The sequence below is a fragment of the Nocardia sp. NPDC049707 genome (assembly GCF_040674855.1).
GTDB lineage: Bacteria > Actinomycetota > Actinomycetes > Mycobacteriales > Mycobacteriaceae > Nocardia.
On sequence record NZ_JBFANN010000006.1, the window covers coordinates 149,271 to 174,931 of the forward strand.

At 66.1% G+C, this 25,661-nt stretch carries 20 protein-coding genes; 9 read left to right on the forward strand and 11 right to left on the reverse strand.

What is annotated here, in order from left to right:
* From AB0J29_RS08870 to AB0J29_RS08890, 5 genes are all read right to left on the reverse strand, one after another.
* Entirely contained in the window at positions 1 to 1,575 is a 1,575-nt protein-coding gene (locus tag AB0J29_RS08870; protein ID WP_364781567.1) for an endolytic transglycosylase MltG, read from the reverse strand.
* Complete coding sequence (gene ruvX, locus AB0J29_RS08875) at positions 1,572 to 2,105, reverse strand: Holliday junction resolvase RuvX (protein ID WP_364781570.1); 534 nt, start codon at positions 2,103 to 2,105, stop codon at positions 1,572 to 1,574. Before ruvX ends, AB0J29_RS08870 begins: the two co-directional genes overlap by 4 nt.
* Complete coding sequence (gene alaS, locus AB0J29_RS08880) at positions 2,105 to 4,771, reverse strand: alanine--tRNA ligase (protein ID WP_364781573.1); 2,667 nt, start codon at positions 4,769 to 4,771, stop codon at positions 2,105 to 2,107. Before alaS ends, ruvX begins: the two co-directional genes overlap by 1 nt.
* Positions 4,772 to 4,833: 62 nt before the next feature.
* Positions 4,834 to 5,037, reverse strand: coding sequence for a hypothetical protein (locus tag AB0J29_RS08885; RefSeq protein ID WP_364781576.1), 204 nt, complete (start codon positions 5,035 to 5,037; stop codon positions 4,834 to 4,836).
* 278 nt (positions 5,038 to 5,315) lie between these two features.
* On the reverse strand, positions 5,316 to 6,692 hold the full coding sequence (locus AB0J29_RS08890) for a replication-associated recombination protein A (protein WP_364781797.1): 1,377 nt from the start codon (positions 6,690 to 6,692) through the stop codon (positions 5,316 to 5,318).
* A 150-nt stretch (positions 6,693 to 6,842) separates the two neighbouring features.
* On the opposite strand from AB0J29_RS08890, the gene AB0J29_RS08895 reads away from it, so the two are divergent.
* Both AB0J29_RS08895 and AB0J29_RS08900 read left to right on the forward strand, forming a co-directional pair.
* On the forward strand, positions 6,843 to 7,190 hold the full coding sequence (locus tag AB0J29_RS08895; RefSeq protein ID WP_364781579.1) for a YciI family protein: 348 nt from the start codon (positions 6,843 to 6,845) through the stop codon (positions 7,188 to 7,190).
* Between the two features lie 4 nt (positions 7,191 to 7,194).
* Complete coding sequence (locus tag AB0J29_RS08900) at positions 7,195 to 8,448, forward strand: sigma-70 family RNA polymerase sigma factor (protein ID WP_364781582.1); 1,254 nt, start codon at positions 7,195 to 7,197, stop codon at positions 8,446 to 8,448.
* Between the two features lie 54 nt (positions 8,449 to 8,502).
* Here AB0J29_RS08900 and AB0J29_RS08905 read toward each other — a convergent pair whose 3' ends face one another.
* Positions 8,503 to 9,672, reverse strand: coding sequence for a kinase (locus tag AB0J29_RS08905; protein WP_364781585.1), 1,170 nt, complete (start codon positions 9,670 to 9,672; stop codon positions 8,503 to 8,505).
* Positions 9,673 to 9,865: 193 nt separating this feature from the next.
* On the opposite strand from AB0J29_RS08905, the gene AB0J29_RS08910 reads away from it, so the two are divergent.
* Positions 9,866 to 11,137 carry a hypothetical protein gene (locus AB0J29_RS08910; RefSeq protein WP_364781588.1) on the forward strand — a complete coding sequence of 424 codons (1,272 nt, stop codon included), beginning with the start codon at positions 9,866 to 9,868 and terminating at the stop codon, positions 11,135 to 11,137.
* 27 nt (positions 11,138 to 11,164) lie between these two features.
* Here AB0J29_RS08910 and AB0J29_RS08915 read toward each other — a convergent pair whose 3' ends face one another.
* Both AB0J29_RS08915 and aspS read right to left on the reverse strand, forming a co-directional pair.
* On the reverse strand, positions 11,165 to 12,133 hold the full coding sequence (locus tag AB0J29_RS08915; RefSeq protein WP_364781591.1) for a DUF389 domain-containing protein: 969 nt from the start codon (positions 12,131 to 12,133) through the stop codon (positions 11,165 to 11,167).
* Positions 12,134 to 12,198: 65 nt separating this feature from the next.
* Positions 12,199 to 13,998, reverse strand: a complete 1,800-nt coding sequence (gene aspS, locus AB0J29_RS08920; RefSeq protein ID WP_364781594.1) for an aspartate--tRNA ligase — start codon at positions 13,996 to 13,998, stop codon at positions 12,199 to 12,201.
* A 920-nt stretch (positions 13,999 to 14,918) separates the two neighbouring features.
* Between aspS and AB0J29_RS08925 the strand changes: the two genes are divergently transcribed.
* Together AB0J29_RS08925 and AB0J29_RS08930 are read left to right on the forward strand one after the other, a co-directional pair.
* Positions 14,919 to 15,845, forward strand: a complete 927-nt coding sequence (locus AB0J29_RS08925; protein ID WP_364781597.1) for a neutral zinc metallopeptidase — start codon at positions 14,919 to 14,921, stop codon at positions 15,843 to 15,845.
* A gap of 144 nt (positions 15,846 to 15,989) precedes the next feature.
* Positions 15,990 to 16,511 (forward strand): hypothetical protein, encoded by a 522-nt coding sequence (locus AB0J29_RS08930; protein WP_364781600.1) that lies wholly within the window; start codon positions 15,990 to 15,992, stop codon positions 16,509 to 16,511.
* 186 nt (positions 16,512 to 16,697) lie between these two features.
* On the opposite strand, the gene AB0J29_RS08935 is transcribed toward AB0J29_RS08930, so the two are convergent.
* The gene (locus tag AB0J29_RS08935; protein WP_364781603.1) at positions 16,698 to 18,308 is read right to left on the reverse strand and encodes a hypothetical protein; all 1,611 of its coding nucleotides are present in this window, start codon (positions 18,306 to 18,308) and stop codon (positions 16,698 to 16,700) included.
* Positions 18,305 to 18,634: a type VII secretion target gene (locus AB0J29_RS08940; protein ID WP_364781606.1), complete on the reverse strand. Its 330-nt coding sequence runs from the start codon at positions 18,632 to 18,634 to the stop codon at positions 18,305 to 18,307. The genes AB0J29_RS08935 and AB0J29_RS08940 overlap by 4 nt, the downstream gene beginning before the upstream one ends.
* Before the next feature lie 247 nt (positions 18,635 to 18,881).
* On the opposite strand from AB0J29_RS08940, the gene AB0J29_RS08945 reads away from it, so the two are divergent.
* The 4 genes from AB0J29_RS08945 to AB0J29_RS08960 all read left to right on the forward strand — a co-directional run bounded on the left by AB0J29_RS08945 (position 18,882) and on the right by AB0J29_RS08960 (position 24,022).
* Complete coding sequence (locus AB0J29_RS08945) at positions 18,882 to 19,886, forward strand: NAD-dependent epimerase/dehydratase family protein (RefSeq protein WP_364781609.1); 1,005 nt, start codon at positions 18,882 to 18,884, stop codon at positions 19,884 to 19,886.
* Between the two features lie 31 nt (positions 19,887 to 19,917).
* A complete protein-coding gene (locus tag AB0J29_RS08950; protein WP_364781612.1) occupies positions 19,918 to 20,934 on the forward strand; it encodes an Rv2578c family radical SAM protein in 1,017 nt (338 codons plus the stop codon).
* 83 nt (positions 20,935 to 21,017) lie between these two features.
* Complete coding sequence (locus AB0J29_RS08955) at positions 21,018 to 22,943, forward strand: 2-oxoacid:acceptor oxidoreductase subunit alpha (protein WP_364781615.1); 1,926 nt, start codon at positions 21,018 to 21,020, stop codon at positions 22,941 to 22,943.
* Positions 22,943 to 24,022, forward strand: coding sequence for a 2-oxoacid:ferredoxin oxidoreductase subunit beta (locus AB0J29_RS08960; RefSeq protein ID WP_364781618.1), 1,080 nt, complete (start codon positions 22,943 to 22,945; stop codon positions 24,020 to 24,022). The genes AB0J29_RS08955 and AB0J29_RS08960 overlap by 1 nt, the downstream gene beginning before the upstream one ends.
* Positions 24,023 to 24,502: 480 nt before the next feature.
* Here the strand turns inward: AB0J29_RS08960 and AB0J29_RS08965 are convergent, their stop codons facing one another.
* A complete protein-coding gene (locus AB0J29_RS08965; protein WP_364781621.1) occupies positions 24,503 to 25,510 on the reverse strand; it encodes a malate dehydrogenase in 1,008 nt (335 codons plus the stop codon).
* Positions 25,511 to 25,661: the final 151 nt, after the last annotated feature.

Consider the following 25,661-nt stretch of genomic DNA (forward strand, 5'->3'; position numbering starts at 1 on the left):
TCACCGCCCACTGTCGAGAATTCCGCTCTGCCTGGCCTTTTCGATATTGCGCAGATGTTCGTTGTAGCTCTCGGTGAACAAGGTGGTCCCCTGCTTATCGATGGTCACGAAGTACAACCAGGTCCCTTGCTCCGGATTCTCCATCGCGCGCAACGCATTCAACGACGGCGCGGAGATCGGGGTCGCAGGCAATCCCGGCATGGCGTAGGTGTTCCACGGCGTGCGCTTGGTGCGGTCGGTGTCGGTGGTCGCGACCTCGGTGCGGTCCAATGCGTAGTTCACCGTCGAGTCGAACTGCAGCGGCTGGCTGTCCGCGAGCCGGTTCACGATCACCCGCGCCACCTTGCCCATATCCTGCGGCAGCGCTTCGCGTTCCACCAGCGAGGCGGCGATCAGAGTCTGGTACGGATTCAGCTTCGTTTCGGCGCCCGACTGCAGCAGACCGGTCGACTCGTAGCCCTGCGCACTCGCGCTGACCAGCTGCTTCAGGATCTGCTCAGGTGTACCACTCGGATCGAAATCCCAGGTGCCCGCGGCGATCAGGCCCTCCAGCTGCCTGCCGCGGTCCGGCACGTCACGCACCCGCTGCTCGGCCCAGCTCGGCACGCCGAGGGCGGTCAGATCCGCACCCGCCCCGGCGGTGTCGAGCTGCTCGTAGGTGATGCACTTCTGATTCGTGCCGGTGCCGACGCAGCTGGCGTCGGCGATCTTGCGGTAGATGCCGTCCTTACGCGAGCCGGTATTCACGTCGTGCTGGTCGTGTAGCTGCCGTCCCTCCGAGACGACCAGATTGCCGACCCGCGAACTCTTGCCGAGCAGCGCCACCACCGCCTGCGTGGACGGGCTGTGGCTCGGGATCGCGTAGTAGCCAGGCTGCACCGAACTCATATTCGAATTGCGCATGGCCGCTTGAAAGAAGGCCTGACTGCTCGCGACGACGCCCTTCTTCTGCATCTCCTCCGCGATCTGGTTCGACGTGTCGCCCGGATGCACCTGCACCACCACCAGCGGTCCGACTGGGCCCGCGAAATCCTCGGGCGCGCCGAACATCTTGACGACTTTCAACCCAGCGAACACCGCGGCGCCGGCGAACAACGCCACGAACAGCGCACCCATGAGCCACAGATTCCGGCGGCGCTTCTTCCGCTCGGCGGCCTTGCGGGAGGCCGCCCGGGACCGTCGGCCGCGCGCGGGCGCACTGCGCCGACGCTCCGAGCGGGACTCCACACGCTCCTCGGTCCGACTTCCGCCGCGCTCGGACCGGCCGCGACCGGACCGCTCGGCCGCGGCACCGGAGCGTCCATCATCCAACCCGTCATCGCGGGACCGGCGCGGCTGCGCACCCTCGGCCCGCTGGCGACGCCCGCGCCGCGGTTCCCCACGCTCGGCACGCTGCGGAGCAGCACGCTGCGAAGCCCCGGCATCGACCGGCTCATCGTAATCTTCGTCGATATAGCGCGGGATAACCGTCGTGTCGTCCTCGTATTCCTCCCATGCCTGGTCGTTTCGCCGGTAACGCCGCTCAGCCTCGCGCTGACGGAAACGTTCCTCGGCTTGCGCCCATCGATCCGTCATGCACCGTCTCCGCACTCAGACGCTGCCTCGGCCGACTTCAACACCGCACTCCGTTCGTCCAACCATCCCTGCAGGATCGCTACGGCGGCCGCCTGATCGATCACGTGCCGCTGGCCACGCGCGCGAACTCCACTGTCCCGCAATGCACGTGCAGCTGACACCGTAGTCAAACGTTCGTCGGAAAGTCGGATAGGCACCGGCGCTATGACTGCGCGCAAACGCTCCGCGAATGCCAGCGCCGCATCGGCGGCGGTCCCTTTTTCCCCGCGCAATGTCCGTGGCAGACCGACGATGACCTCGACAGCTTCGTACTCCCGCACAATTTCGGCAATCCTGGCGATATCGCTGGCCGGTTCGGACGCGCGCTTATTCGGCTTCGCGCGCGCCACCGTTTCCACAGGCGTGGCGAGCATGCCGTCCGGGTCGCTGGAGGCGACCCCGATTCGGACGCTGCCGACATCGATGCCGATCCGCCTGCCGCGGCCGGGATCGGTGACGGGCGAAGGACGATGACCCTCCGAGTCGCCCATCACCCGGCCAGTTCGGCCACCCGGGCACGGACCGCGGCCAGGCCCACCTCGATACCCGAGGGGTCCGAACCCGCGCCCTGCGCCATCTCCGGCTTGCCGCCGCCGCGACCGGAAATGCTCGGGCCGAAGCTGGCGACCAGATCTCCGGCCTTGAAGCCGAGATCCTGCGCGCTCTTATTGACCGTTACGACGAACGGCACCTTGCCATCGGCATTGCCGAGCAGCACGACGACCGCCGGTTCGGTGCCGAACCGGCCACGGATATCGGTGGCGAGGGTGCGCAGGTCACCCGCGGCGACACCTTCGGGCGCGGCGGCGGCCACCAGCAGCACCGTACCGACCCGCTCAGCCTCGTCGACGAACGTGGCCGCCGAAGCGAGTACCGTGGCGATCTTGGTGCGCTCGAGCTCCTTCTCGGCCACCTTCAGCCGCTCCACGAGCTGCTCGACGCGTGCGGGCACCTCTTCCGAAGGCACCTTCAGCGCGGACGCGACACCGGCCAGCAGCGCACGCTCCTTCGCCAGATACTTATAGGAGTCCAGGCCGACGAAGGCCTCCACGCGGCGCTTACCGGAACCGATCGCCGATTCGCCGAGCACGGTGATCGGGCCGATCTGCGAGGAATGCTGTACGTGCGTACCACCGCACAGCTCCATCGAGAACGGTCCGCCGATCTCCACCACGCGCACCTCGTCGCCGTAGTTCTCGCCGAACAGCGCGAGCGCGCCCATCTGCTTGGCCTTGGGCAGATCGGTGACAAAGGTATTCACCGGGAAGTCCGCGCCGACAGCGTCATTGGAGACGGCCTCGATATCGGCCTTTTGCTGCTCGGTGAGCTGGCCCTGCCAGTTGAAGTCGAAGCGCAGATAGCCGGGCTTGTTCAGCGAACCGGCCTGCACGGCATTCGGGCCGAGTACCTGGCGCAGCGCGGCGTGCACCATATGCGTGCCGGAGTGGCCCTGGGTAGCACCGTGACGCCAGGCCGGATCGGCTTGGGCGAGAACGACATCGCCCTCGGTGATCTGGCCCTGTTCGACCGTGGTCTTGTGCACCCACAGCTTCTTGGCGATCTTCTGCACATCGTTGATCCGCAGCTTGAGGCCCTGCGCCGTAATGGTGCCGCGATCAGCGATCTGACCGCCGGACTCCGCGTATAACGGACTGCGGTCCAGGATGACCTCGACGTCCTGACCGGCGGTCGCGGCCGGCACCCGGACGCCATCGGCGATCAGCGCGAGGACGTGCGCCTCGGAGGTCAGCTCGTCGAAACCAGTGAATTCCGTTGCGCCACGATCGACCAACTCCTTGTAGATGGACAGGTCGGCATGTCCGTGCTTGCGCGCCTGCGCATCCTCCTTGGCCATCTTGCGCTGCTCGGCCATGAGCGAGCGGAAGCCCTCCTCGTCGACCGACAGTCCGGCCTCGGCCGCCATCTCCAGGGTCAGCTCGATCGGGAAGCCATAGGTGTCGTGCAATTTGAAGGCATCCGAACCCGGAATTGTCTTGCCGCCCTTGGCCGCAACCTCGTCGACGGCGTCGGCGAACAACCGGGAGCCGGTATTCAAGGTCTTGAGGAACGCGGTCTCCTCACCCACCGCGACATTCTCGATCCGCGCGAAGTCGGTAGCCAGTTCCGGATACGACGGCGACATCAGCTCGCTGACGACCTTCATGAATTCGCCGATCACCGGCTTATCCGCGCCGAGCAGCCGGGCCGAGCGCACGATCCGGCGCAGCAGGCGGCGCAGCACATAGCCACGGCCCTCATTACCCGGGTTGACGCCGTCGGCGATCAGCATGGCCGAGGTGCGGGCATGGTCGGCGATGACGCGGAAGCGGCGGTCGTCCTCGTGTTCGACACCGTAGGACCGGCCGGTCAATTCCTCGGCCTTATCGATGATCGGGCGCAGCAGGTCGGTCTCGTAGACGTTGTCGACGCCCTGCAGCAGCAGCGCGATGCGCTCGACGCCCATACCGGTATCGATGTTCTTCTTGGGCAGCGATCCGATCGGCGGGTAGCCGAGCTTGGGGCTCTGCTCACCGCGGATGTCCTGCATGAAGACCAGATTCCAGATCTCCAGGTAGCGGTCCTCGTCGGCGACCGGACCACCGTCCTTGCCGTATTCGGCGCCGCGGTCGTAGTAGATCTCCGAACACGGGCCGCCCGGGCCGGGCACACCCATATCCCAGTAGTTGTCCTTGCCGTCGCGGAACTGGATCCGCTCCTTCGGAATGCCCGCGACCCGGTGCCAGATCTCGGCGGCCTCCGGATCCGATTCGTAGGCCGTCACCCAGATCCGCTCGGGATCGAAGCCGTAGCCGCCGTCCTCCTGCGATGTGGTGATCAACTCCCAGGCGAGGGTGATGGCATCCTCCTTGAAGTAGTCACCGAAGGAGAAGTTGCCCGCCATCTGGAAGAAGGTGTTGTGCCGGGTGGTGACACCGACCTCTTCGATATCGCCGGTGCGGACGCATTTCTGCACACTGGTCGCGCGTGGGAACGGCGGCGCCTCCTGGCCCAAGAAATACGGCTTGAACTGAACCATGCCCGCGTTGACGAACAGCAGGGTCGGGTCGGCCAGGATCAGCGAGGCACTGGGCACCTCGGTGTGTCCGGCACGGACGAAATGGTCCAGGAATCGCCGTCGGATCTCGTGGGTCTGCACAAATATCCAGCTTACCGGTGTCCCACATCCCCTTTTTCAGCGACCAGGGTTGTGTCGAACACTCACGAGGCGGTCAGCGGACCCAGGACTCGAGGGCCTCGGTGTCCACGTGAGGCGACCGGGTCCGGCGGCACGACCGTCTTGCCGAATCGGTGCCGGATGGTGCTGGCGTAGACACCATCCTCGGGACGACTGAACGCGATGGATTCTCCGCTGTCGCGGTCGATCAGCAGGTCGACCGGGATACCGGCTTCGTATCTGCGCACGGCTTCTCGACACGGTCACGCCGGTCGGTATCGGAGTCATCGGACGTCACTCGACGACCAGCAGCGCCGGATCTGGGTCGACCCAGCATTCCCATCCGGCACCGCCTTTCCCCAGCTTCCCGTACAGAAACTCAAACGTCACCGTCTCCCCTGAATGTCTGGCGAGTTCTTCGAACTCCGTAAGCAGCATTGGGGTCGAGCCGCCATGGCCATCACCAAGTCCTCCCGTTCTGCTCGGCCGGACGGTCGATACACCGATACAGCCACGATGCGTCGAGCTATCGGCCTCGCACGATTCGGCGCAACTTCTCGACACGGCGTTGGATATCGCGTTCGCCGCCGTGGTCGGTCGGGGTGTAGTAGTCGCGGCCGATGATTTCGTCGGGTGGATACTGTTGGGTCAGTACGCCATCCGGGTCGTCGTGCGGGTATTTGTACCCCTTGGCGTTACCGAGTGCGGCGGCTCCCGCGTAGTGGCCGTCGCGTAGATGTGCCGGAACCGCACCCGCCTTGCCTCCCGAAATATCGGCGAGCGCGGCGCCGAGTGCGGCGGGTACGGCACCGGATTTGGGGGCCGTGGCCAGGTGAATTGTCGCGTGGGTCAGGGTGAGCTGAGCCTCGGGCATGCCGATCAGCTGCACGACGTGCGCCGCCGCGACCGCGGTCTGCAGCGCCATCGGATCGGCCATGCCGATGTCCTCGCTCGCCGAGATCACCAGGCGGCGGGCAATGAAGCGGGGATCCTCACCTGCGCTGAGCATGCGGGCCAGATAGTGCAGGGCCGCATCGACATCCGAGCCGCGGATGGATTTGATGAAGGCGCTCACCACGTCGTAGTGCTGGTCACCGGCACGGTCGTAGCGGACGGCGGCCTTGTCCACACTGGCCTCGACAAGATCCACATCGACCGTGCCGTTCAACGAGGATTCCGCCGACGCCTCCAGCGCGGTGAGCGCCCGGCGGGCGTCACCACCCGCGATCCGCACGATGTGCTCCAGCGCGGCCTCGGTCACCGTGTACGCGCCGTCGTAGCCACGCGGGTCCGTGAGCGCACGGTCGAGCACCAGCCGGATATCGGCCGCGGTGAGCGACTGCAATTGCAGCACCAATGAGCGCGACAGCAGCGGCGAGACCACCGAGAACGACGGATTCTCGGTCGTCGCGCCGACCAGCAGCACAATCCGGTTCTCCACTGCGGCCAGCAACGCGTCCTGCTGAGTTTTCGAGAAGCGGTGCACCTCATCGATGAACAGCACGGTCTGCTCGCCCCCGGTGAGACGGCGGCGGGCCACATCGATGACCGCGCGCACTTCCTTCACACCGGCCGACAAGGCCGACAGCGCCTCGAAGCGACGACCGGTGGCCTGCGAAATCAGCGAGGCCAGCGTGGTCTTGCCGGTTCCTGGCGGCCCGTACAACAGCACCGACGCCGCACCCGAACCCTCGATCAGCCGCCGCAACGGTGAGCCGGGGCCGAGCAGATGCTGTTGACCGACCACCTCGTCCAATGTCGCGGGCCGCAGCCGCACCGCCAGCGGCGCACCGGCATCGCGGCGCACCACACTGTCGATGGAGTGTCCGGTCGGCGCGTCGTCGCCGGGCACGTCGAATAGGCCTTCGCTCACACCGAGCACGTTACCGAGCAGGGCCGACAGGTCCGGGATGTGTGTCGACTCGCGAGACTCCACGCGATTCAAGGAGCAGAATTTTTCTCGCGACAGATTGTCGATTTCCGTCGAGCTCGCTCGTCGGAACGAATACGACGGCCCGATCGGCGGGCCGGCGCAACCCGAAGGAGCGAGAACATGAGCCAGTACCTGGTGCTGATCTACGAGGACGAGAACGCGTACACAACCGCATCGGAGCAGGTCATGGGCGAGGTCTACCAAGCGCACGTGGCTTTCCAGGAGATCGCGGGCGATGCGGTGCGCGGTGGTAGCGCACTCCAGCCGACTTCCACCGCCACCTCCATCCGGCAGACCGATAACGGCGATTTCACCGTGACCGATGCCCCGTTCGCCGAGGCCAAGGAGGCGCTCGGCGGCTACTACCTGATCGAGGCCGCGGATCTGGACGCCGCGATCGCGGTGGCCAAGCAGGTGCCGGCCCGGTTCGGCGGCGTCGAGGTGCGCCCGATCATGACCTTCGACTAGCCCTGTGCCGAGCGACACCGAAGCGGCCGCGGCCGTCGACCAGGCGCACCGTCGCGAATGGGCCTTCGTGCTCGCCGCGACGGTGCGGCTCGTCCGCGACTTCGACCTCGCCGAGGAATGCGTCCAGGACGCCTACACACGCGCACTCACCGAATGGGCCGCGCACGGCGTTCCCGCCAAACCCGGCGCCTGGCTGACCACCGTCGCCCGCCGCCGTGGCCTCGACCTGCTGCGCCGCGACTCCACCATGCAGCGCGCACTGCCCATGCTGATCACCGATCAAGCCGAGGACACCGCCGATCTCGCACTCGCGGAACTGGATTCGGCCGCCGCCATCCCCGATGACCGGTTGCGCCTGATCAGCACCTGCTGCCATCCGGCCCTGGCGCGCGAGGCTCAGGTCGCGCTGACCCTGCGTCTGGTCTGTGGTGTCACCACCGCCGAGGTCGCCCGCGCCTTCCTCATCAGCGAATCGACCATGGCAGCCCGAATCACGCGCGCCAAGAAGAAGATCGCGGTGGCGCGCATCCCATATCGGGTGCCGTCGGTGCGCGAACTCCCGGACCGGCTCGATGCCATCTGCGCGGTCATCCATCTGCAGTTCACCACGGGTCACACCGCGCCCTCGGGTGACGCGCTGGTGCGTGCCGATCTGGTCGACCGGGCGCTGCAACTTGCGCGAATGATGCATGCGCTCGTCCCGGACGACCCCGCTGTCACTGGCCTCTTGGCCCTGATTCTGCTCACCGACGCGCGTCGCGCCGCCCGCGTGGATGCCGAAGGCCGCCTGTGCACCCTCGAACACCAAGACCGCTCCCGCTGGGATCGCGCGGCCATCAGCGAGGGCATCGCTCTGGTGAAAACCGCTCTGCCACATACGGATCGATACACCCTGCAAGCCGCCATCGCCGCCGTCCACGACGAGGCACCGTCCTGGGCGGAAACCGACTGGCGCGAGATCACCGGCCTCTACGTACTGCTACTCCGAATCTGGCCGTCACCGGTCGTGCGCCTCAATCACGCGGTGGCAGTTGGCCTTTCCGGCAACCCGGCGCGAGCCCTCGCGCTCCTCGACGCCCTCGCGGGCGAACCCTCCCTCGCCACCTACGGCTACTTCGAAGCCGCCCGCGCCGCCTTCCTCACCCAGTTGGGACGCACCACCGAAGCCGCCCGAGCCTACGAATCCGCCCTACTCCTGACCGAAAACGCCATCGAACGAGCCCACCTCGAAGCCCGCCGGTCCGACCTCTCGCTCTGACCCCACCGACAAGCAGTGCGAGGTCTCCCGGCGCGACAGCGAGGAGCCCGAAACCTATTCCGCCCAGCGCTCTTCGAGCATCGCCGACACATCCTCGGCGAAATCACCGACGGCGTCGTCACCAGTGCAGCGCGCGTCTTCGGCCAGGGCGGCCCACCGGTTGATGAGGGCTTCCGAGCGCGGAACGGAGAGGCCGTGTTCGCGGGCGGAGGCGATGCGGGTGTGGTCGGCGGGCAGGAACCAGTAAGTGCTGAGCCAGACCCAGATGAGGCGGGCTTCCAGGATGCGTTCGGCGAGTACGGCGTCGTCGGCCAGGGCGGGCCAGACACCGACGACCTCGGCGCGCCATGCCTCGACCATGTGCTGGGCACGCTCGCGGGACAGTTCGAAGTCGCAGAGGCAGCCCGGGGAAGACACCAGTGCGTAGGCGATGTCGAGGGTGGCGTCGCGGTAGCCGCCCCATTCGTAGTCGAGGAAGCGGGCGCCCTCGTCATTGAGGATCACATTGTCGGGGCACAGGTCCGAGGGGCTGAATGCCCGGAAGCGACCCGCGGAGAACAGGCGATTACCTCGCACGATCCGCTCGGCGATCTCACCGGGCACCTCGATGCCGAGTTCACGCTGCAGCATGCCGGGCACCTCGGAGATGGCCGCCTCGGCCTGTTGCGCGATGCCGTCGACCCGGTGCACCACATCCACCCGGCGCAGCAACGCGACGAAATCCGCCTCGCGCCCGACGGTTGCCGCATGCATCCGGCCGAGCGCCTGGGCGAAGGCCATGAGCGCATTGCGTGTCGTCGGCTCCGCACGGGATTGCAGCACCTGCGTCAGCCGGGCGTTCTCCCCGAGATCACTCAGGACGAGCAACCGGTCCGGGAGGCTGTGCGCAATCAGATAGGCGCCGGGCCGCTGTTCGCGGCTGAGCGCCGTGGTGAACTGATACGACACGGCTTCGCGCAGAAACGCGGAGTCGATGCTGACGACGCCGGGCGCCAGACCACCCGTCCTGCGGTCCGCCGCGGATCCGCGAACCTGCTTGACGATGAGCGTCCGTGGCAGGGAGTAGGCGTTCTCTGAAACACGCACGCGTAGGACTGTCGTCCTACCACTACCGCTGAGTTCCATCGGATCGCTCAGCTTTACCGGAGCACCCATTCGCTTTGTGAGCAACTGCTGTGCTGCGGACACGACTTCGGCGGCGCGTTCGGCCAATAGTGCGGTCATCGTTAATCAAGCTACTCGCACCGGGTCACTTCTAGCGAGCGGTTACACAACCTTTCCGCGTCGTTCGGCGTGTCTGCGTCAAGGTCGCGGAACGGGCGCCGCGTGCTTGACACTATTGCGGCTGTCCGGTTTTCTCATCGTCAACTGCCGTGCGCCACACCGCAAACCAGTTGCGTCGAAAGGTCTGCAGACAATGACCGACTCACCGTCGCCCACGCCGAACGAGCCGACCGGCTCGCCCGAACCGAGCGGCGGCGCGCCCGACGAAGATGGTGGCGAACAGTTCGCCGCACGTCCAAGGCAGCACAAAAGTGCCGATCCGCAACCGACGGAAGCGGGCACCGAACCCGCCAGGCACGAGATGGCCGGGCCCGCGGGCTACCCACAGTTCGAGGGTCCCGGCGCGGCGCAATACGGCAGTGCACCGCTGGAGCCGCCGCCACCGGTCGGCGCGCCCGGCCAACCGGGGCAGCCGACCTACGGTCCACCGGGAACCGGTCCCAGCTCGGCGCAGCCCGTGACAATGCCCCCCGGCGCAATGCCTCCTGCAGCTGCCGCGACGCCTGCCGGTGCGGTCCCGTCGGGCGCAATGCAGCCCGGCTTCGAACCTGCTGACGCAGTAGCACCCGGTCTGGCGAAACCTGCCACCATGCCGCCCGGTGCCGTACCTCCCGGCGCAATGCCGCCCGGCGCTACACAGCCCGGCACCATGCCGCCTCCCGGCACCATGCCGCCCCCTGGCACTATGCCGCCCCCTGGCACCATGCCGCCCCCCGGCACCATGACCCCAGGCTCCCGGCCCGACGCACCGACCTATGGCTACCAATCCGCCCCCGGCACACCGATCACCCTCGATGTCGGCAACGCCCTGAGCTACGGCTGGGAGAAGTTCCGCGCGAATTTCGGCCCCTGGCTGGCGGTTGCCGCGCTCGGCGTGATCATCTATCTCGCCTTCGTGCTCATCGTCCAAGTCGTGCAACCGAATTCGCTGTTCAGTCTGTTGCTGGTCTTCCTGGTGGTCATGGTCGCGATCTGGCTGCTACAGGCCGCGATGATCCGCGGCGCCCTCTACGAAACCGACGGCAACAAACAGACTTTCGCTTCCTACTTCAATTTCGTGAATGCGGGCAATGCCCTCTTGACGGCCCTGCTCGCTTTCACGCTCACCTGGATCGGTGCGGCGCTGTGCTTCGTACCCGGTCTGATCGCCGGATTCCTGTGCATGTTCTCACTGCATTTCGTTGTCGATCAGGAACAGGGTCCGTTCGCCGCGATCAAATCCAGCGCGACGCTGGTCATCACCAATATCGGGCAGGTGCTGCTACTCGCCCTCGCGGTGCTGGTCATCACCTTTGTCGCCACCCTGCTGTGCGGCTTCGGACTACTCGTCGCCGGACCGGTCTGCACGATCGCGGTGACCTACGCCTACCGGGCACTCACCGGCGGCACCACGTCCGTTTCCTAGCGTCCAGCCCCGCAACAGAATTGGCGGTCACTTCGAGGACAGTGACCGCGTCCACCACCACTGCCTGAAACGTGCGATGGGGCCGCCCTCACGGCCCGTCGGCGGGCGCAGCGCCAGCACGAGCACCCCGGCCGTGACGATGCCGGCGAGGTTCACCGCAAGCTGCCCCACCGACATGAACGCGATATGCCACTGGCCCAAAGTTGCCGCGATCACCGCGAATCCGGCCGCGGGCACAGTCGTCACCGAAATGAACACCCCGACCAGCGCCGCCGATTTCGCCGTCACCAGCGCGAGCATGCCCGCCGCACCCGCCAGCAGTGCGACTACCAGCGAAAACGGCCCGACCTCATAGATGAAGTCGACGTTCTGGACGGCTTCCACACCGGTCATGGTGATCCAGCCGAACTGCTCCCACAGCAAGGTCGCCAACAGTGTGATGACCATCGCCACCGGAAATGCCACCAGCAACACGACCGCCGACTTGCGGGCGAGTCGGAAATCGCGCCGCCACAGCCCCGCCGAAAAGGCGGCCAGCGGCCCGAATTCCGGCCCGACCACCATGGCGCCGACAATCGTCACCGATGAGTCGGTGGCCACGCCGACGGCCGCGAGCAGGCAGGCGATGGTGAGGAAGGCGACGAAGCTCAGGGTGAGCTCGGACTCCTCATGCGTCTGCGCGAGCAGTTCCTCCCACACGACCGCGTCGGTCGGATCGCCGGGCGCCTCCTCGATCGCCCGCTCGCCCGCGTCGGAGATCACCGTCTCGACGGGGACGAGCGTGATACCGCCGGTGTGTTTGATGCCGAGCGAGGTCAGATCGGCGAGCACATCGTTGGCAGCCTCACGCGCGATATCGGCCTGGATCAGATCACCGACGGGTTCGATGGCGGCACCCGGCGCCAATGTCACATGGGTGACGCCGGGATCGGCACTCAGCACCGCCATCACCTTCTCGGTGACTTCGGGCGGGCTGATCATGCGTAAGTGCAGCACTGGAACCTCTCGTGGTCAACATCGATGAGACTGACCAGAAAGTACCGTTCCAGCGACGGCCCACGCTATTCCGAAGGGCGACCCGCGCCGGCCTCGTCCTTCTTCTTCTCGGGCTTGAAGTCCAGTCCGGCTTCCTTGCGTTGCTGCGCGGTGATCGGCGCGGGCGCATCGGTCAGCGGATCCACACCGCCACCCGTCTTCGGGAAGGCGATGACCTCACGGATGGAATCCATTCCGGCCAGCAGCGCGGTGATCCGGTCCCAGCCGAAGGCGATACCGCCATGCGGCGGGGCGCCGTAGGAGAACGCGTCGAGCAGGAAGCCGAACTTCTCCTGCGCTTCGTCGTGCCCGATGCCCATCACATTGAAGACGCGCTCCTGCACATCGCGGCGATGGATACGGATACTGCCGCCGCCGATCTCATTTCCGTTGCAGACGATGTCGTACGCGTAGGCCAGGGCCGAGCCCGGGTCGGTGTCGAAGGTGTCCAGCGACTCCGGCTTGGGCGAGGTGAACGCGTGGTGCACCGCGGTCCATGCCGAATGACCAAGTGCCACCTCGCCACTCGCGGTGGCCTCGGCGGCGGGTTCGAACATCGGCGCATCCACGATCCACACGAACGCCCACGCGTTCTCGTCGATCAGACCGCATTTGCGCGCGATCTCGCCACGCGCCGCACCGAGCAGCGCGCGCTGCGCCTTGGTCGGGCCCGCAGCGAAGAACACGCAGTCACCCGGTACCGCACCGACGTGCTTTGCCAGGCCCTCACGCTCGGATTCGCTGAGATTCTTGGCGACCGGACCGCCGAGCGTGCCGTCCTCCTGCACCAGCACATACGCCAGCCCCTTGGCGCCGCGCTGCTTGGCCCACTCCTGCCAGGCGTCGAGCTGACGCCGCGGCTGGCTCGCACCGCCCGGCATCACGACCGCACCCACGTACTCCGCCTGGAACACCCGGAACGGGGTCTCCGTGAAATACTCGGTGCATTCGGTGATTTCTACGCCGAACCGCAGGTCCGGCTTGTCGCTACCGAAGCGGCGCATCGCCTCGGCATAGGTCATGTGCGGAATCGGGAACGGGATCTCATAGCCGACCAGCTTCCACAGCGCATCCAGGATCTCCTCGGCGACCAGGATCACGTCCTCCTGGCGCACGAAGCTCATCTCGAGGTCGAGCTGGGTGAACTCGGGCTGACGGTCGGCGCGGAAGTCCTCGTCGCGGTAGCAGCGCGCGATCTGGTAGTACCGCTCGATACCGGCGACCATCAGCAGCTGCTTGAACAGCTGCGGACTCTGCGGCAACGCATAGAAACTGCCCGGCTGCAGGCGCGCGGGCACCAAGAAGTCACGGGCGCCCTCGGGCGTCGAGCGGGTCATCGTCGGGGTCTCGACCTCGACGAACTCATGACGGGCCAGCACCGTGCGGGCGGCGGCGTTGACCTTCGAGCGCAGCCGGATGGCCTTACCCGGCGCCTCGCGGCGTAGGTCGAGGTAGCGGTACTTGAGGCGGGCCTCGTCACCGGGCTGCTCGTCGAGCTGGAACGGCAGCGGCGCACTCTCGTTGAGCACCTCGAGTTCGGTGACGTTGACCTCGATCGAACCGGTCGGCAGCTCCGGGTTCTCGTTGCCATCGGGCCGCCGTTCGACCAGCCCGGTGACCTGCACACAGAATTCGGCGCGCAACTTGTGCGCCTGCGCCGCGGGCTCGCCCTCGCGGAACACCGCCTGCGCCACACCCGACGCATCGCGCAGATCGATGAAGATCACGCCACCGTGGTCACGACGCCGGGCCACCCAGCCGGTGAGGGTGACGGTCTGACCGGCGTGCTCGCTTCGCAGCGAACCAGCCAAGTGGGTGCGCAGCACGGGATTCCTTTCGACGACTTTCCGCACCGGCAGGCAATGACCAGATGCGGTAGCCATCGTAGCCAGTCCCGCAGCGGACCCGGAACCCGACATCACCGAGCGGAACCGGTGATGTCGGCACGACCGGATGAGTAGTCAATTACACGGACATGAACAGCCGCAGCGGAATCGGACGATCAGGAAATAATCTCGGTCGATAATCACGACGACACCAATTCACAGGTGCGTCGGTGCCTCACACTGTTCGGCGCCGGGTAAAAATTCTGGATCCACCGAACGCGGAAAGAAATCTCCAGACGGTACGGCGAATAAGAAATGCGATCAGGATCCCCACCAGGGCAAACGTGGAAACGCTATCGGGCTGCAGGTTTGTGGAGGCGGATGCATACGCAATGGGCTGCGGGATACTGCAGCACGGCCTGCCATAACATTCCCCCGTGTCGTGGCGGCACCAGGTCTCGCCCATTCGGTCGCCATCAATGGGTGTGGGTGTACAGGACCAGCCGGACACACCTGCCCTGCAGGGCTCTACGCCTATGCCATCGTTGAAAGTCATGGTGGACTCACTTTCCCCAAAATAAGATCCATCGGACAGCGCATATCTACACCCCCCGGCGAATGAATCATCCCTCTGGAGGTGACTTTAGCAATTGCGCCGACCACGCACAAGAGTTCGCGGTGGCTCATCCACCACCGGGCATTTCCCGAAACCACTGTCCGGCAACGACATCCGCAATGGCGAACGGCGCCGCGTCCGTGTCCGGTGACGAACGGCACCACAACGGGCCGGTCCGATGATCCGGCGAGAAATCACGGATCGTGATGATGAGACACATCCGCCGAGTGGAAACACAGGACCCGCCCATGCCAAGCTCTAGACAACGCGGAGCCGTGCGGCCGACACACAGGGAGCGACGACGATGACCTTCAACGAGGGCATGCAGATCGATCCGAATCGAGTTTCGTGGGGTGGCGGACCGGGCATGGGCGGCAAGATCGCGCTGGGCGGCGGCGCCGGTGGCATCATCCTGCTGCTGCTGGCGCTGCTGCTGGGCGGCGATCCCGGCTCGGTGCTCGGAAATTTCAACGGCGTCGGGGGCACCATGGTGGAGCAGCCGGGCACCGGCACCCTGCCTGAACACTGCACCGACGGCGCGAGCGCCAACAAGTACGCCGACTGCCGGGTCGCCCTCACCATCCAGAGCCTGGACGCGGTGTGGGGCACCGAACTGCCGAAGCAGACCGGCGAACAGTACGTCGAGCCGAAGGTGCGGCCGTTCTCCGGTGCGGTCTCGACCGGGTGCGGCAATGCAACCAGCGCGGTCGGCCCGTTCTACTGCCCGGCCGATATGACCGCCTACTTCGACATCAGCTTCTTCCGCGAACTCGTCGACCGATTCGGCGCCAGCGGCGGCCCGCTCGCCCAGGAGTATGTGGTGGCACACGAGGTCGGTCACCACATCCAGAATCTGCTCGGCGATATCGGCCGGGCGCAAAAGGATCCGCGCGGACCGGAATCCGGCGCGGTGCGCACCGAACTCCAGGCCGACTGCTATGCGGGCATCTGGGCCCATTTCGCCGACAAACTGCCTGCTCCCGGCACCAACCAGCCTTTTTTGAAACCTCTGTCCGACAACGATATTCGCGATGCCCTCTCCGCAGCCTCCGCCGTCGGCGACGACCGAATCCAGCGTGCCGCCCAGGGCCGCGTCAACCCGGAGGCGTGGACCCACGGCTCCTCGAGCGAACGCCAGAAATGGTTCCTCACCGGCTACAAGACCGGCCAGGTCCGAGCATGCGACACGTACTCGGCCGCCGACCTGAACAACCCATCGGCCTTGCGCTGATCACCAACAGATGATCAACAGCTCGGCGCCAGGAATTCGAGCGACACAACGGCGCGGTACGGATGCGGACCCGCGCGCCGGGATGATCGATGGCCTCGGTCGTCGAGACCAATTGGACTGTGGCACAGCGTAGATAGGGATTTCATGCGGATAACAAAGTCGGTATTGCTGGTTCTCGTCGTCGCACTCGCGGGTGGCTGGGGTGTCGCCTCGGCCCAACCGACCGCCGACACACCACAACCGCCTGTCACCGCGCTGCTCACACTCACCACCATCCCGAGCGGCTGGTCCGAGCGGGTCGACCTGCGTCCGCTCCTGCAGATTTACGCCGACGGCCGCGCGGTCCAACAACCCGACGCCGCATCCACCACCCGCGCCGCCGAAGTCCCACCGCAGCGACTCACCGGCACCATCCCCGTCGATGTTCTGAATGCGGCACTGGCGGAAACCAAAGCACTCGCCGCCCTCGACCTCGGCATGCCCAGCGCCACCGACCAGGGGACCCAGATCATCGATCTCATGCCCACCCCACCCGACCAAGACGTCCATCTGCTCATGTACGCCCCCGACGCGACCGAGAACCTCACCCCCGATCAACAATCGAACCGCAAACGCTTCACCGACCTCTACCGCAAACTCATCGACGCCTTCACCAAAGACCACTGAGCCGATCCCGCAGCCAACGCCCTCCCACTCGCGCGTGGGGTGCGGCATTGCAGCAGCCCGACAAACTGCTGCGCCACCACGAAATCGGCGATCGCAACACAAAAGGTCGCGCAGCCGTCCACCACAACCCGAGAACGCCAGTGCCCCGCTCGAAACCGAGCGGGGCACTGGCGAACTGCTTTCGGACTAGAACTGGTCCTGTTCGTAGTCCGAGCTGACCAATTCATCAGGATGGGTCGCGCCGATAACGTCCGGAGTGGATTCACCGAGGGGGCCGGTGAGGTCATCGTTGCCGGTACGGCTCTGGTACGGCTCCACATTGCGCGCGTGCTCGTCGTCGTTGGCGCCGCGTTGGCCGGTGGCACCGGGGCTGCCGCCCATGAAGGAGTTCCCCGAGCTCGCCGCGCCGGTCGACGTGCCCGTGCCGAAGGATGTGCCGGACAGGCCCGAGACCCGGCTGATGGGCGCGACCGTGCTGCCCGGCGTGCCGGCCAACTTCTGCGTCGACGGCGAGCCCGATGTCCTCGGCGAACCGGCATGGCTTCCGATGCCGGTGATGCCCGGGGTGCCCGTAGTGGTGTGGCCCGTATTGATCGATGCCGCCGACGTGGACGTGCTCGGCGAACCGGAGGTACTGGAGCCGTCCAACAGGCCGGCCGCATTGGTCGACGCATTCTGCGCGACCTCCTGCGCCTGCGACATGATCGGCTCACCGAGATTCTGCATGGCTGCCTGCGCGACCTCCTGCGGCGAGGGAAGACCACTGGTCCCGAGCAGCTGGTTCACCATACCGGTCAGCTCGGCCGTCTTCCCGGCCAGATCACCGCGGGTCGCATTGGCTACCGAGACCGCCGACCCGAGATGTTCGGTCGCCGTCGCGATGAGCGCGGCCTGACCGGGCGGCGTCAGTGCCACCGGCACGAGTGCGGTTGCCTGCGTGGCGAATTCGCTCGCGATCCCGAGCAACTGCGCATTGCCCTGCTGCACCACAGCCGCGGCCCGCTGGGTGAGTTCGGAGATATCGATACCGCGCTGACTGGTGTCCTGCCCCTGGTTCTGCGCGGTCTGGCTCGCGGCCTGCGCCTCACGAGACGACTGGCCCTGCCAGACCTGCTCAACGGTCTGCAGACCGCCCTTACCGACCGATACCGCGGCCTCGATGATCTTGGAGGACTGGCTGAGGATCGCGGTCGGGTCGAAGGCACCGATGACACCGGTGCCGAAGCTGTTGAGCAGCTCGAGGATCGGCTGGAACAACGTGTCGATGCCGGGAATCCCGGGAATCGACAGCCCCTGCATCAGCGCCGCGACCGGATCGGACGGAATATTCGTCACGGCCGAGGCCGCGCCCTGGCCGCTCGCTCCACCGAGCGCACCGCTCACCGCGCTCTGTGCCTGCTGCGCCACGCCCTGCGCCGCCTGCACGACCGGCGCCGCCGCATGGCTGATCGCGGTCTGCGCATCGGTGAGTGCCTGCGATACATCGGGCGGGACCGCACCGGAGAGAATCGCGCTCGCGTCCGGGGTCGAATTGCCGTTGAGCCCCGACAGCCCGCCGGGCATGGTTCCCAGCTGCGGCGATTCCTCGGTGATCTTGCGCGCGAGCACGAATTCCGGCGCCTCGATCGGCGGCAGATCCGCGGGCAACTGCGGCAGCGACAGATCGCTCAATCCCTGCGACGCGTTCTGCAGCGCATCAACCGCGGTGTTCTGCGTCGCGATGATGGCCTCTTCGATGGCGACGCTCTGCTGGTCAGGTGCGATCACGCCGGTCACGCCCGAATCCATCGGCTTCATGCCCCACCTCCGACCTCGTTGGCGAGGGCGCTCAGCACGCTCGCGTTGCCGGAGTCGGTGGTGTCGAACGCGGCGGCGGCGGTGAATGCGGACTTCGACAGTTTGTCATACTTGGCCGATAGCTCATTGATATCTTTGGCCTGCAACACCTGTGCCGCGGCGAACGCCAACAGATAGTCGCCGCCGATCAAGCCGAAAACCGGCGTGAGCGCGGCAACGTTCTGCACGGCATCGAAATTCGCCGCGCCCGCGATCTCGCCAGCGACCCCGGCATTGGTCGTCGCGAACACTCGGACCGCATCGGTCTCCACCGAGAGATCAGCCATCGAGTTGCACCCCCCAAATCGTCGTGAACTGCAGTTCAGTGTTCATAGCGTCGATCAACATCTACTCCCTGCCCGCCCCGGCAGCTCGGCTGCGACCGAGCCCCTGCGCAGTCGCGAATCGGTTCCGGCGCCACTGCGGTTGCGCCCAATATAGCGGACCCCACCGGCAAGTTTCGAGCCAAGCGAGGCCACCGGAAAGGAACTGGAACATGTTGCAAATTAGAACAAGTTCTATATTCTCGATCGCATGAAGGTCGCAGTGACCGGCGCAGCCGGCTACCTTGGCACAAATCTGCTCAGCCTGCTGGTCGAACAAGGACACGAGGTCACGGCAATCGATCGCGTGATTCCGGAACAGCGAGCAGACCCGAACGTCAGCTGGGTCTCCGGCAACGTGCTCGACCCCGAATCCATGCGCACCGTGCTTGCCGGCGCGGAGATCGTCTATCACCTGGTTGCCGTGATCACCCTGGCCGAGCAGCACGACCTCGCATGGCGAGTCAATACCGAGGGCGTGCGGGTCGTCGCCGAGGCGGCGCTGGCCCTCGGCGTGCGCCGTATGGTGCACGCCAGCTCCATCCACGCCTTCAACCAGTACACCTGCGGCGGCCGCATCGATGAGACCTCGGTGCGCTCAACCGATCCCAGCCTGCCCGTCTACGACCGCTCCAAATGGGCGGGCGAGGTCGAACTGCGCAAGGTGATCGAACAGGGCCTGGACGCGGTGATCTGCAATCCCACCGGCGTCTTCGGCCCGCTCGACTACAGCACCCCACTGTCCAGGATCAATCGCACCCTCAAGGACGCGGCCCGCGGCCGAGTGCCCGCGATGATCGGCGGCGGCTTCGATCTGGTCGACGTGCGCGACGTCGCGAAGGGTCTGATCCTGGCCGGGGAGCACGGGCGGACCGGCGAGAACTACTTGCTCGGCGGTTCGATGATCTCGATGCTCGACCTGTGTCGCACCGCGGCCGAATGCAGCGGCAAGAAGGGGCCGAAGTTCTCGATCTCCCCCAAGGTCGTCAACGGCCTGATTCCAGTGCTCGAACCGATCGGCAAAATGTTCAAAACCGATATCGTGTCGAAGGCCGCACTCGGCGCGCTGGTCTCGGCTCCGATCGTCGATCACGGCAAGGCGGAGCGCGAAATCGGTTATCAGCCACGGCCCATCGAGACGACAGTGCGCGATCTGGTCACGTTCTTCACCGATCCGAAGCAGCTCAACTCACCCGACAGCCGACAGATTGCTTGACACCTCTTAGAACACATGTTCGACTGAAGGAGTGCGGTGGCAAAACCAAACCCTGGATGCCGACGACGGTGCCCTGCCCGGTCTCGACCGGGCAGGCTTCGTGCGTACTGTGCAGACCCCCGAATTCGAGGGCATCACATTCCATGAGGTGCTGTGCAAGACCGCGCTGAACAAGATGCCGGAGGCGTCGAACCTGCCGTTCCATTGGACGATCAATCCGATGCGCGGCTGTTCACACGCCTGCCGCTACTGTTTCGCGCGACCCACCCACGAGTATCTGGATCTGGATGCGGGCCGGGACTTCGATTCGCAGATCGTGGTGAAGACCAATATCGCCGCGGTGCTGCGCAAACAACTCGGCCGGCGGTCTTGGCATCACGAACCCGTCGCGCTGGGCACCAATACCGATCCGTATCAACGGGCCGAGGGGCGATATCGGTTGATGCCCGGCATCATTCGCGCGCTGACCGATTCCGGCACGCCGTTCTCCATTCTCACCAAGGGCACCCTGCTGCGGCGGGATCTGCCGCTACTCACCGCCGCGGCCCACCAGGTCCGGGTGAGCATCGCCGTCTCCATCGCGATCCTGGATATGGATCTGCACCGCAGCCTGGAATCGGGTACCCCGTCACCCGAGGCGCGGTTGGAGCTGGTGCGGGCGCTGACCGACGCCGGATTCGAGGTGAACGTCATGGTCGCGCCGGTGATTCCGTATCTCACCGACGGCCGCGCCCATCTCGACGCACTCTTCGCCGCGATCGCCGAGGCCGGGGCGGTATCGGTGGTCGCCTTCCCGATGCATCTGCGCGGCGCCACCCGTGGCTGGTTCCTGAGTTGGCTGGCCGAGGCGCATCCCGCACTGGTGCGCCGCTACCGCCAGCTCTATGGCCGCGGCGCCTATGTGACACCGGAATATGCGTCCTGGCTACGCGAGCGTGTGCAGCCACTGCTCCAGCGGCACGGCCTCACCCGCGAGCACACCCCGGAGCCCGAGCCCAGACTCTCGACACCGCAGCCGAACGACACGCAGCTGGCGCTCTTCGCGTAGAGCATTTCACAAGCAATTCCCGCACACGGCGGAGTACGTTGGCCAGTGGCACCTCCCATCGGACGAGGAAGTGAAGCAGGCATATGGTTTCCGACCAAAGTGATGTCGGCACAGCGAAATTGGAAAAGGTCGTAATTCGGTTCGCCGGTGACTCCGGTGACGGAATGCAGCTCACCGGTGATCGCTTCACGCACGAGGCGGCCGCATTCGGCAACGACCTGGCCACCCAGCCCAACTTCCCGGCCGAGATCCGGGCGCCGCAGGGCACACTTCCCGGCGTCTCGTCCTTCCAGATCCAGATCGCCGACTACGACATCTTGACCGCGGGCGACCAACCGGACGTGCTGGTCGCGATGAACCCGGCCGCGCTCAAGTCCAACCTGGAGGATCTGCCGCGCGGCGCCACCCTCATCGTGAACACCGACGAGTTCACCAAACGCAATCTGAGCAAGGTCGGCTACACCACCGATCCGCTCGACGACGACACGCTGAGCGATTTCGTAGTTCACCGCGTGCCGATGACCTCACTCACCCTCGGCGCGACCGAACCCACCGGTGTCGGCAAGAAAGACGGTCAGCGCGCGAAGAATATGTTCGCGCTCGGGCTGCTGTCCTGGATGTACGGACGTCCGATCGGCGGCACCGAACGCTTCCTACGCGAGAAGTTCGGCGCGAAACCCGATATTGCCGAGGCGAATCTGCTCGCCTTCCGCGCGGGCTGGAACTACGGCGAGACCACCGAGAGCTTCGCAACCACCTTCGAGGTGGCACCGGCCGAGCTGCCCCCGGGCACCTACCGCCAGATCACCGGTAATACCGCGCTCGCCTACGGCCTCGTCACCGCGGGGCAGTTGTCCGGATTGCCGGTATTTCTCGGCACGTACCCGATCACGCCCGCCTCCGACATCCTGCACGAACTCAGCAAGCACAAGAACTTCGGCGTCACCACCTTCCAGGCCGAGGACGAGATCGCGGGCATCGGCGCCGCCCTCGGCGCTTCGCTCGGCGGCGCGCTCGGCGTCACGAGTACATCCGGCCCCGGACTGGCGCTCAAGAGCGAAACCATCGGGCTCGCGGTGATGACGGAACTGCCGTTGGTGATCGTCGACGTGCAACGCGGCGGTCCATCGACCGGACTGCCGACCAAGACCGAACAGGCCGACCTGCTGCAGGCGCTCTATGGCCGCAACGGGGAATCGCCGGTCGCCGTACTCGCGCCGCGCTCCCCCGCCGACTGCTTCGCCACCGCGGTGGAAGCGGCCCGCATCGCACTCACCTACCGCACGCCGGTGCTGTTGCTCTCCGACGGCTCGATCGCCAATGGCTCTGAGCCATGGTCGGTTCCGCGTGTCGCCGACTTGGAGCCGATCGATCCGCGCTTCGAACCCGGGGCCGAGGAGGGCACGCCGTTCCAGCCCTACTCGCGTGATCCCGACACGCTCGCCAGACCGCTCGCCGTGCCCGGCACCGCCGGTCGCGCGCATCGGATCGGCGGACTGGAGAAGGCCGACGGCAGCGGCAATATCTCCTATGAGCCCGGCAATCACGAACTGATGGTGCGGCTGCGGCAGGCCAAGATCGATGGCATCACCGTCCCCGACCTCGAGATCGACGATCCGGAGGGACGGGCCGAACTGTTGCTGATCGGCTGGGGCAGTTCCTTCGGGCCGATCGGCGAGGCCTGCCGCCGCGCCCGCCGTCGCGGTGTCCCGGTCGCGCAGGCGCATCTGCGCCATCTGAATCCCTTGCCCGCCAACCTCGGTGCCGTGCTGCGTAGCTATCGGACGGTGGTCGCGCCGGAAATGAACGGCGGCCAGCTGGCCATGCTGCTGCGCGCGAAGTATCTGGTGGATGTGCAACCGTGGACGAAGATCGCGGGCACGGCATTCTCCGCACAGGAACTCGTCGGGGTGATCGATGCGGCACTCGACGGGTCGATCGGGGATATGGAACACGATAAGGCCTTCGCGGCACGGGCGCGGGCCACGTACTCGACTGGGGGTAACTGATGACCATGGTCGAAACCTCGCTCGTCGGAACCGATCTGGGTCTCACCGGCCTTTCCGGAGTGCCGTCCGCAGACGGACCGCAGAAGGTCAAGGACTTCACCTCCGATCAGGAGGTGCGCTGGTGCCCCGGCTGCGGTGACTACGTGATCCTGGCGACCGTACGCGGCTTCCTCGCCGAACTCGGATTGCGCAGGGAGAACCTGATGTTCGTCTCCGGGATCGGCTGCTCGAGCCGGTTCCCGTACTACCTCGAGGCCTACGGCATCCACTCCATCCACGGCCGCGCGCCCGCCATCGCGACCGGGCTCGCGGTGACCCGGCCGGATCTGTCGGTGTGGGTGGTGACCGGTGACGGTGACGTGCTGTCGATCGGCGGCAACCACCTGATCCATGCCCTGCGCCGCAATGTGAATATGACGATCCTGCTGTTCAACAATCGGATCTACGGACTCACCAAGGGGCAATACTCCCCCACCTCGGAAGCGGGCAAGATCACCAAGTCGACACCGATGGGCTCGGTCGACCACCCGTTCAATACGCTCTCGGTCGCGCTCGGCGCGGAAGCCAGCTTCGCCGCGCGCGCATTGGATTCCGATCGTGCCGGGCTCACCGAGGTGCTGCGCGCCGCCGCCGAACATCGCGGGACCTCGTTCGTGGAGATCCTGCAGGACTGCCCGATCTTCAATGACGGCTCCTTCGACGTGCTGCGCAAAGGCGATGTCGAATCCCGCCTCATCCCGCTGCATCACGGTCAACCGATCCGTTTCGGCGCCGATGGCGAATTCGCCGTGGTGCGTTCCGGTTTCGGGCTCGCGGTGGTACGCACCGATGACGTCGAAGAGTCCGAGATCATCGTGCACGACGCCTACACCGACAATCCGGAGTACGCCTTCGCGCTCTCGCGCCTGTCCGACCAGGACCTCGGCCACGTGGTCACCGGTATCTTCCGCAATGTCACCAGGCCCACCTATGACGATGCGGTCCGCACCCAAACCGCCATCGCGCGCGAGCGCAAACCGGTACATGAGGATTCGTTGCAATCCCTGCTCAACGGTTCGGAAACCTGGACCATCACCTAGACAGACCCAGCCGATCGGCGAGCGGGCCGAGAATGCGATGTCGGTCGGCACACTCGGTGGCGGTGAGATCCGTGGTCTCGGCGTCGACCGTATCGGCGATGTCGAGGCATTTGCGCACTAGTACGCGGCCGTGCGAGGTCAGGCTCAGGTTCTGACGGTGGCGGTCCTCCGGATCCGCAGCCGTTCGATGCCCCGCGGGACTCCAGGCGGTCGGCCAGCGCGACGACCAGGCTCGGCGCTGCTCGCAGTATCTGCGCCATCTCCGCCTGCGATGTCGGGCTGTTGGCCGCCAACACGTGCAACATCCCGGTATGTTTCGGCTCGAGCCCGAGACCCGACACATCGGCAGTGAAGCCGTTGGTCAGGAACGCACCCAGCAATCCGAGCCGGAAGGAACTCGCTCGCCACCGCGGGGCAGCTGGCCCTCGGAGGAGCGAATCCGCGACGGCCGCAGCCTCGAGCTGCGACTTCGGACAGGTATCAGATGTGCTTGGCGAATCCGAGGTCGATGACGGTGTCGCGTTCCTGTTCGAGTTCCGCCACGCTGGCGTCGATGCGGGCGCGGGAGAATTCGTCGAATTCCAGGCCCTGGACGATCGAGTATTCGCCACCCGCGCAGGTGACGGGGAACGAGGCGATAAGGCCTTCAGGAATGCCGTACGAGCCGTCGGAGGGGACCGCCATGGAGGTCCAGTCGTCGGCGTGGGTGCCGAGTGACCAGTCGTGGATATGGTCGATGGCAGCGCTGGCCGCGCTGGCGGCCGAGGATGCGCCGCGGGCCTGGATGATGGCGGTGCCGCGCTGCTGGACGGTGGGGATGAACTCCTCCCGTACCCAGTCCTGGTCGACGAGGTCGAGGGCGGGGCGGCCCGCGATGGTGGCGTGGGTAATGTCCGGATACTGGGTCGCGGAGTGGTTGCCCCAGATGGCGACGCGGGCGATATCGGCGGCGGGCGCACCGGTCTTCTTGGCCAGTTGCGCGAGGGCGCGGTTGTGGTCGAGGCGGGTCATCGCGGTGAAGCGCGCGGCCGGGACGTCCGGGGCATTGCTCATGGCGATGAAGGCGTTGGTATTGGCCGGATTGCCGACTACGAGCACCTTGACGTCGTCGGCGGCGCTGGCGTTGATCGCTTGGCCCTGTTCGGTGAAGATCGGACCGTTGGCGGCCAGCAGGTCCGAGCGCTCCATCCCCGCGGTGCGCGGCCGGGCACCAACCAGCAACGCGACATTCGCGCCCGCGAACCCGACCCACGGATCGTCGCTGATGTCGATCGACTCGAGCAGCGGGAACGCACCATCCTCGAGTTCCATCGCCACCCCCTCCAGCGACGCTACCGCCGCCGGAATCTCCAGCAACCGCAGCCGTACCGGCGTCTCGGACCCGAGCAGCGCCCCGGATGCGATCCGGAACAGCAGACCGTAGGCGATCTGCCCCGCGCCGCCGGTCACGGCGACGGTCACGGGCGCGGTCCGAGCAGCGGTGCTCACGAGAAACTCCTTGTGATAGGCGGACACTCGATCCCACCCTAACGACTCTCACGGCCTCGGAACCGCAGTGGTGAGCTACGCGACAATCCCCACGCCGCACCCATCCAACCGGCCCAGCTAACGACAAGCGCCCCCGCACTCCTTGTCGACA

What these genes read in the sequence shown, in the direction of transcription:
- AB0J29_RS08870 (WP_364781567.1), bottom strand. Translation starts at nt 1,575, where the DNA reads ATGACGGATCGATGGGCGCAAGCCGAGGAACGTTTCCGTCAGCGCGAG.
- ruvX (WP_364781570.1), bottom strand. Translation starts at nt 2,105, where the DNA reads ATGGGCGACTCGGAGGGTCATCGTCCTTCGCCCGTCACCGATCCCGGC.
- AB0J29_RS08895 (WP_364781579.1), top strand. Translation starts at nt 6,843, where the DNA reads ATGAGCCAGTACCTGGTGCTGATCTACGAGGACGAGAACGCGTACACA.
- AB0J29_RS08905 (WP_364781585.1), bottom strand. Translation starts at nt 9,672, where the DNA reads ATGACCGCACTATTGGCCGAACGCGCCGCCGAAGTCGTGTCCGCAGCA.
- AB0J29_RS08910 (WP_364781588.1), top strand. Translation starts at nt 9,866, where the DNA reads ATGACCGACTCACCGTCGCCCACGCCGAACGAGCCGACCGGCTCGCCC.
- AB0J29_RS08925 (WP_364781597.1), top strand. Translation starts at nt 14,919, where the DNA reads ATGACCTTCAACGAGGGCATGCAGATCGATCCGAATCGAGTTTCGTGG.
- AB0J29_RS08930 (WP_364781600.1), top strand. Translation starts at nt 15,990, where the DNA reads ATGCGGATAACAAAGTCGGTATTGCTGGTTCTCGTCGTCGCACTCGCG.
- AB0J29_RS08935 (WP_364781603.1), bottom strand. Translation starts at nt 18,308, where the DNA reads ATGAAGCCGATGGATTCGGGCGTGACCGGCGTGATCGCACCTGACCAG.
- AB0J29_RS08940 (WP_364781606.1), bottom strand. Translation starts at nt 18,634, where the DNA reads ATGGCTGATCTCTCGGTGGAGACCGATGCGGTCCGAGTGTTCGCGACG.
- AB0J29_RS08945 (WP_364781609.1), top strand. Translation starts at nt 18,882, where the DNA reads ATGAAGGTCGCAGTGACCGGCGCAGCCGGCTACCTTGGCACAAATCTG.
- AB0J29_RS08955 (WP_364781615.1), top strand. Translation starts at nt 21,018, where the DNA reads ATGGTTTCCGACCAAAGTGATGTCGGCACAGCGAAATTGGAAAAGGTC.
- AB0J29_RS08960 (WP_364781618.1), top strand. Translation starts at nt 22,943, where the DNA reads ATGACCATGGTCGAAACCTCGCTCGTCGGAACCGATCTGGGTCTCACC.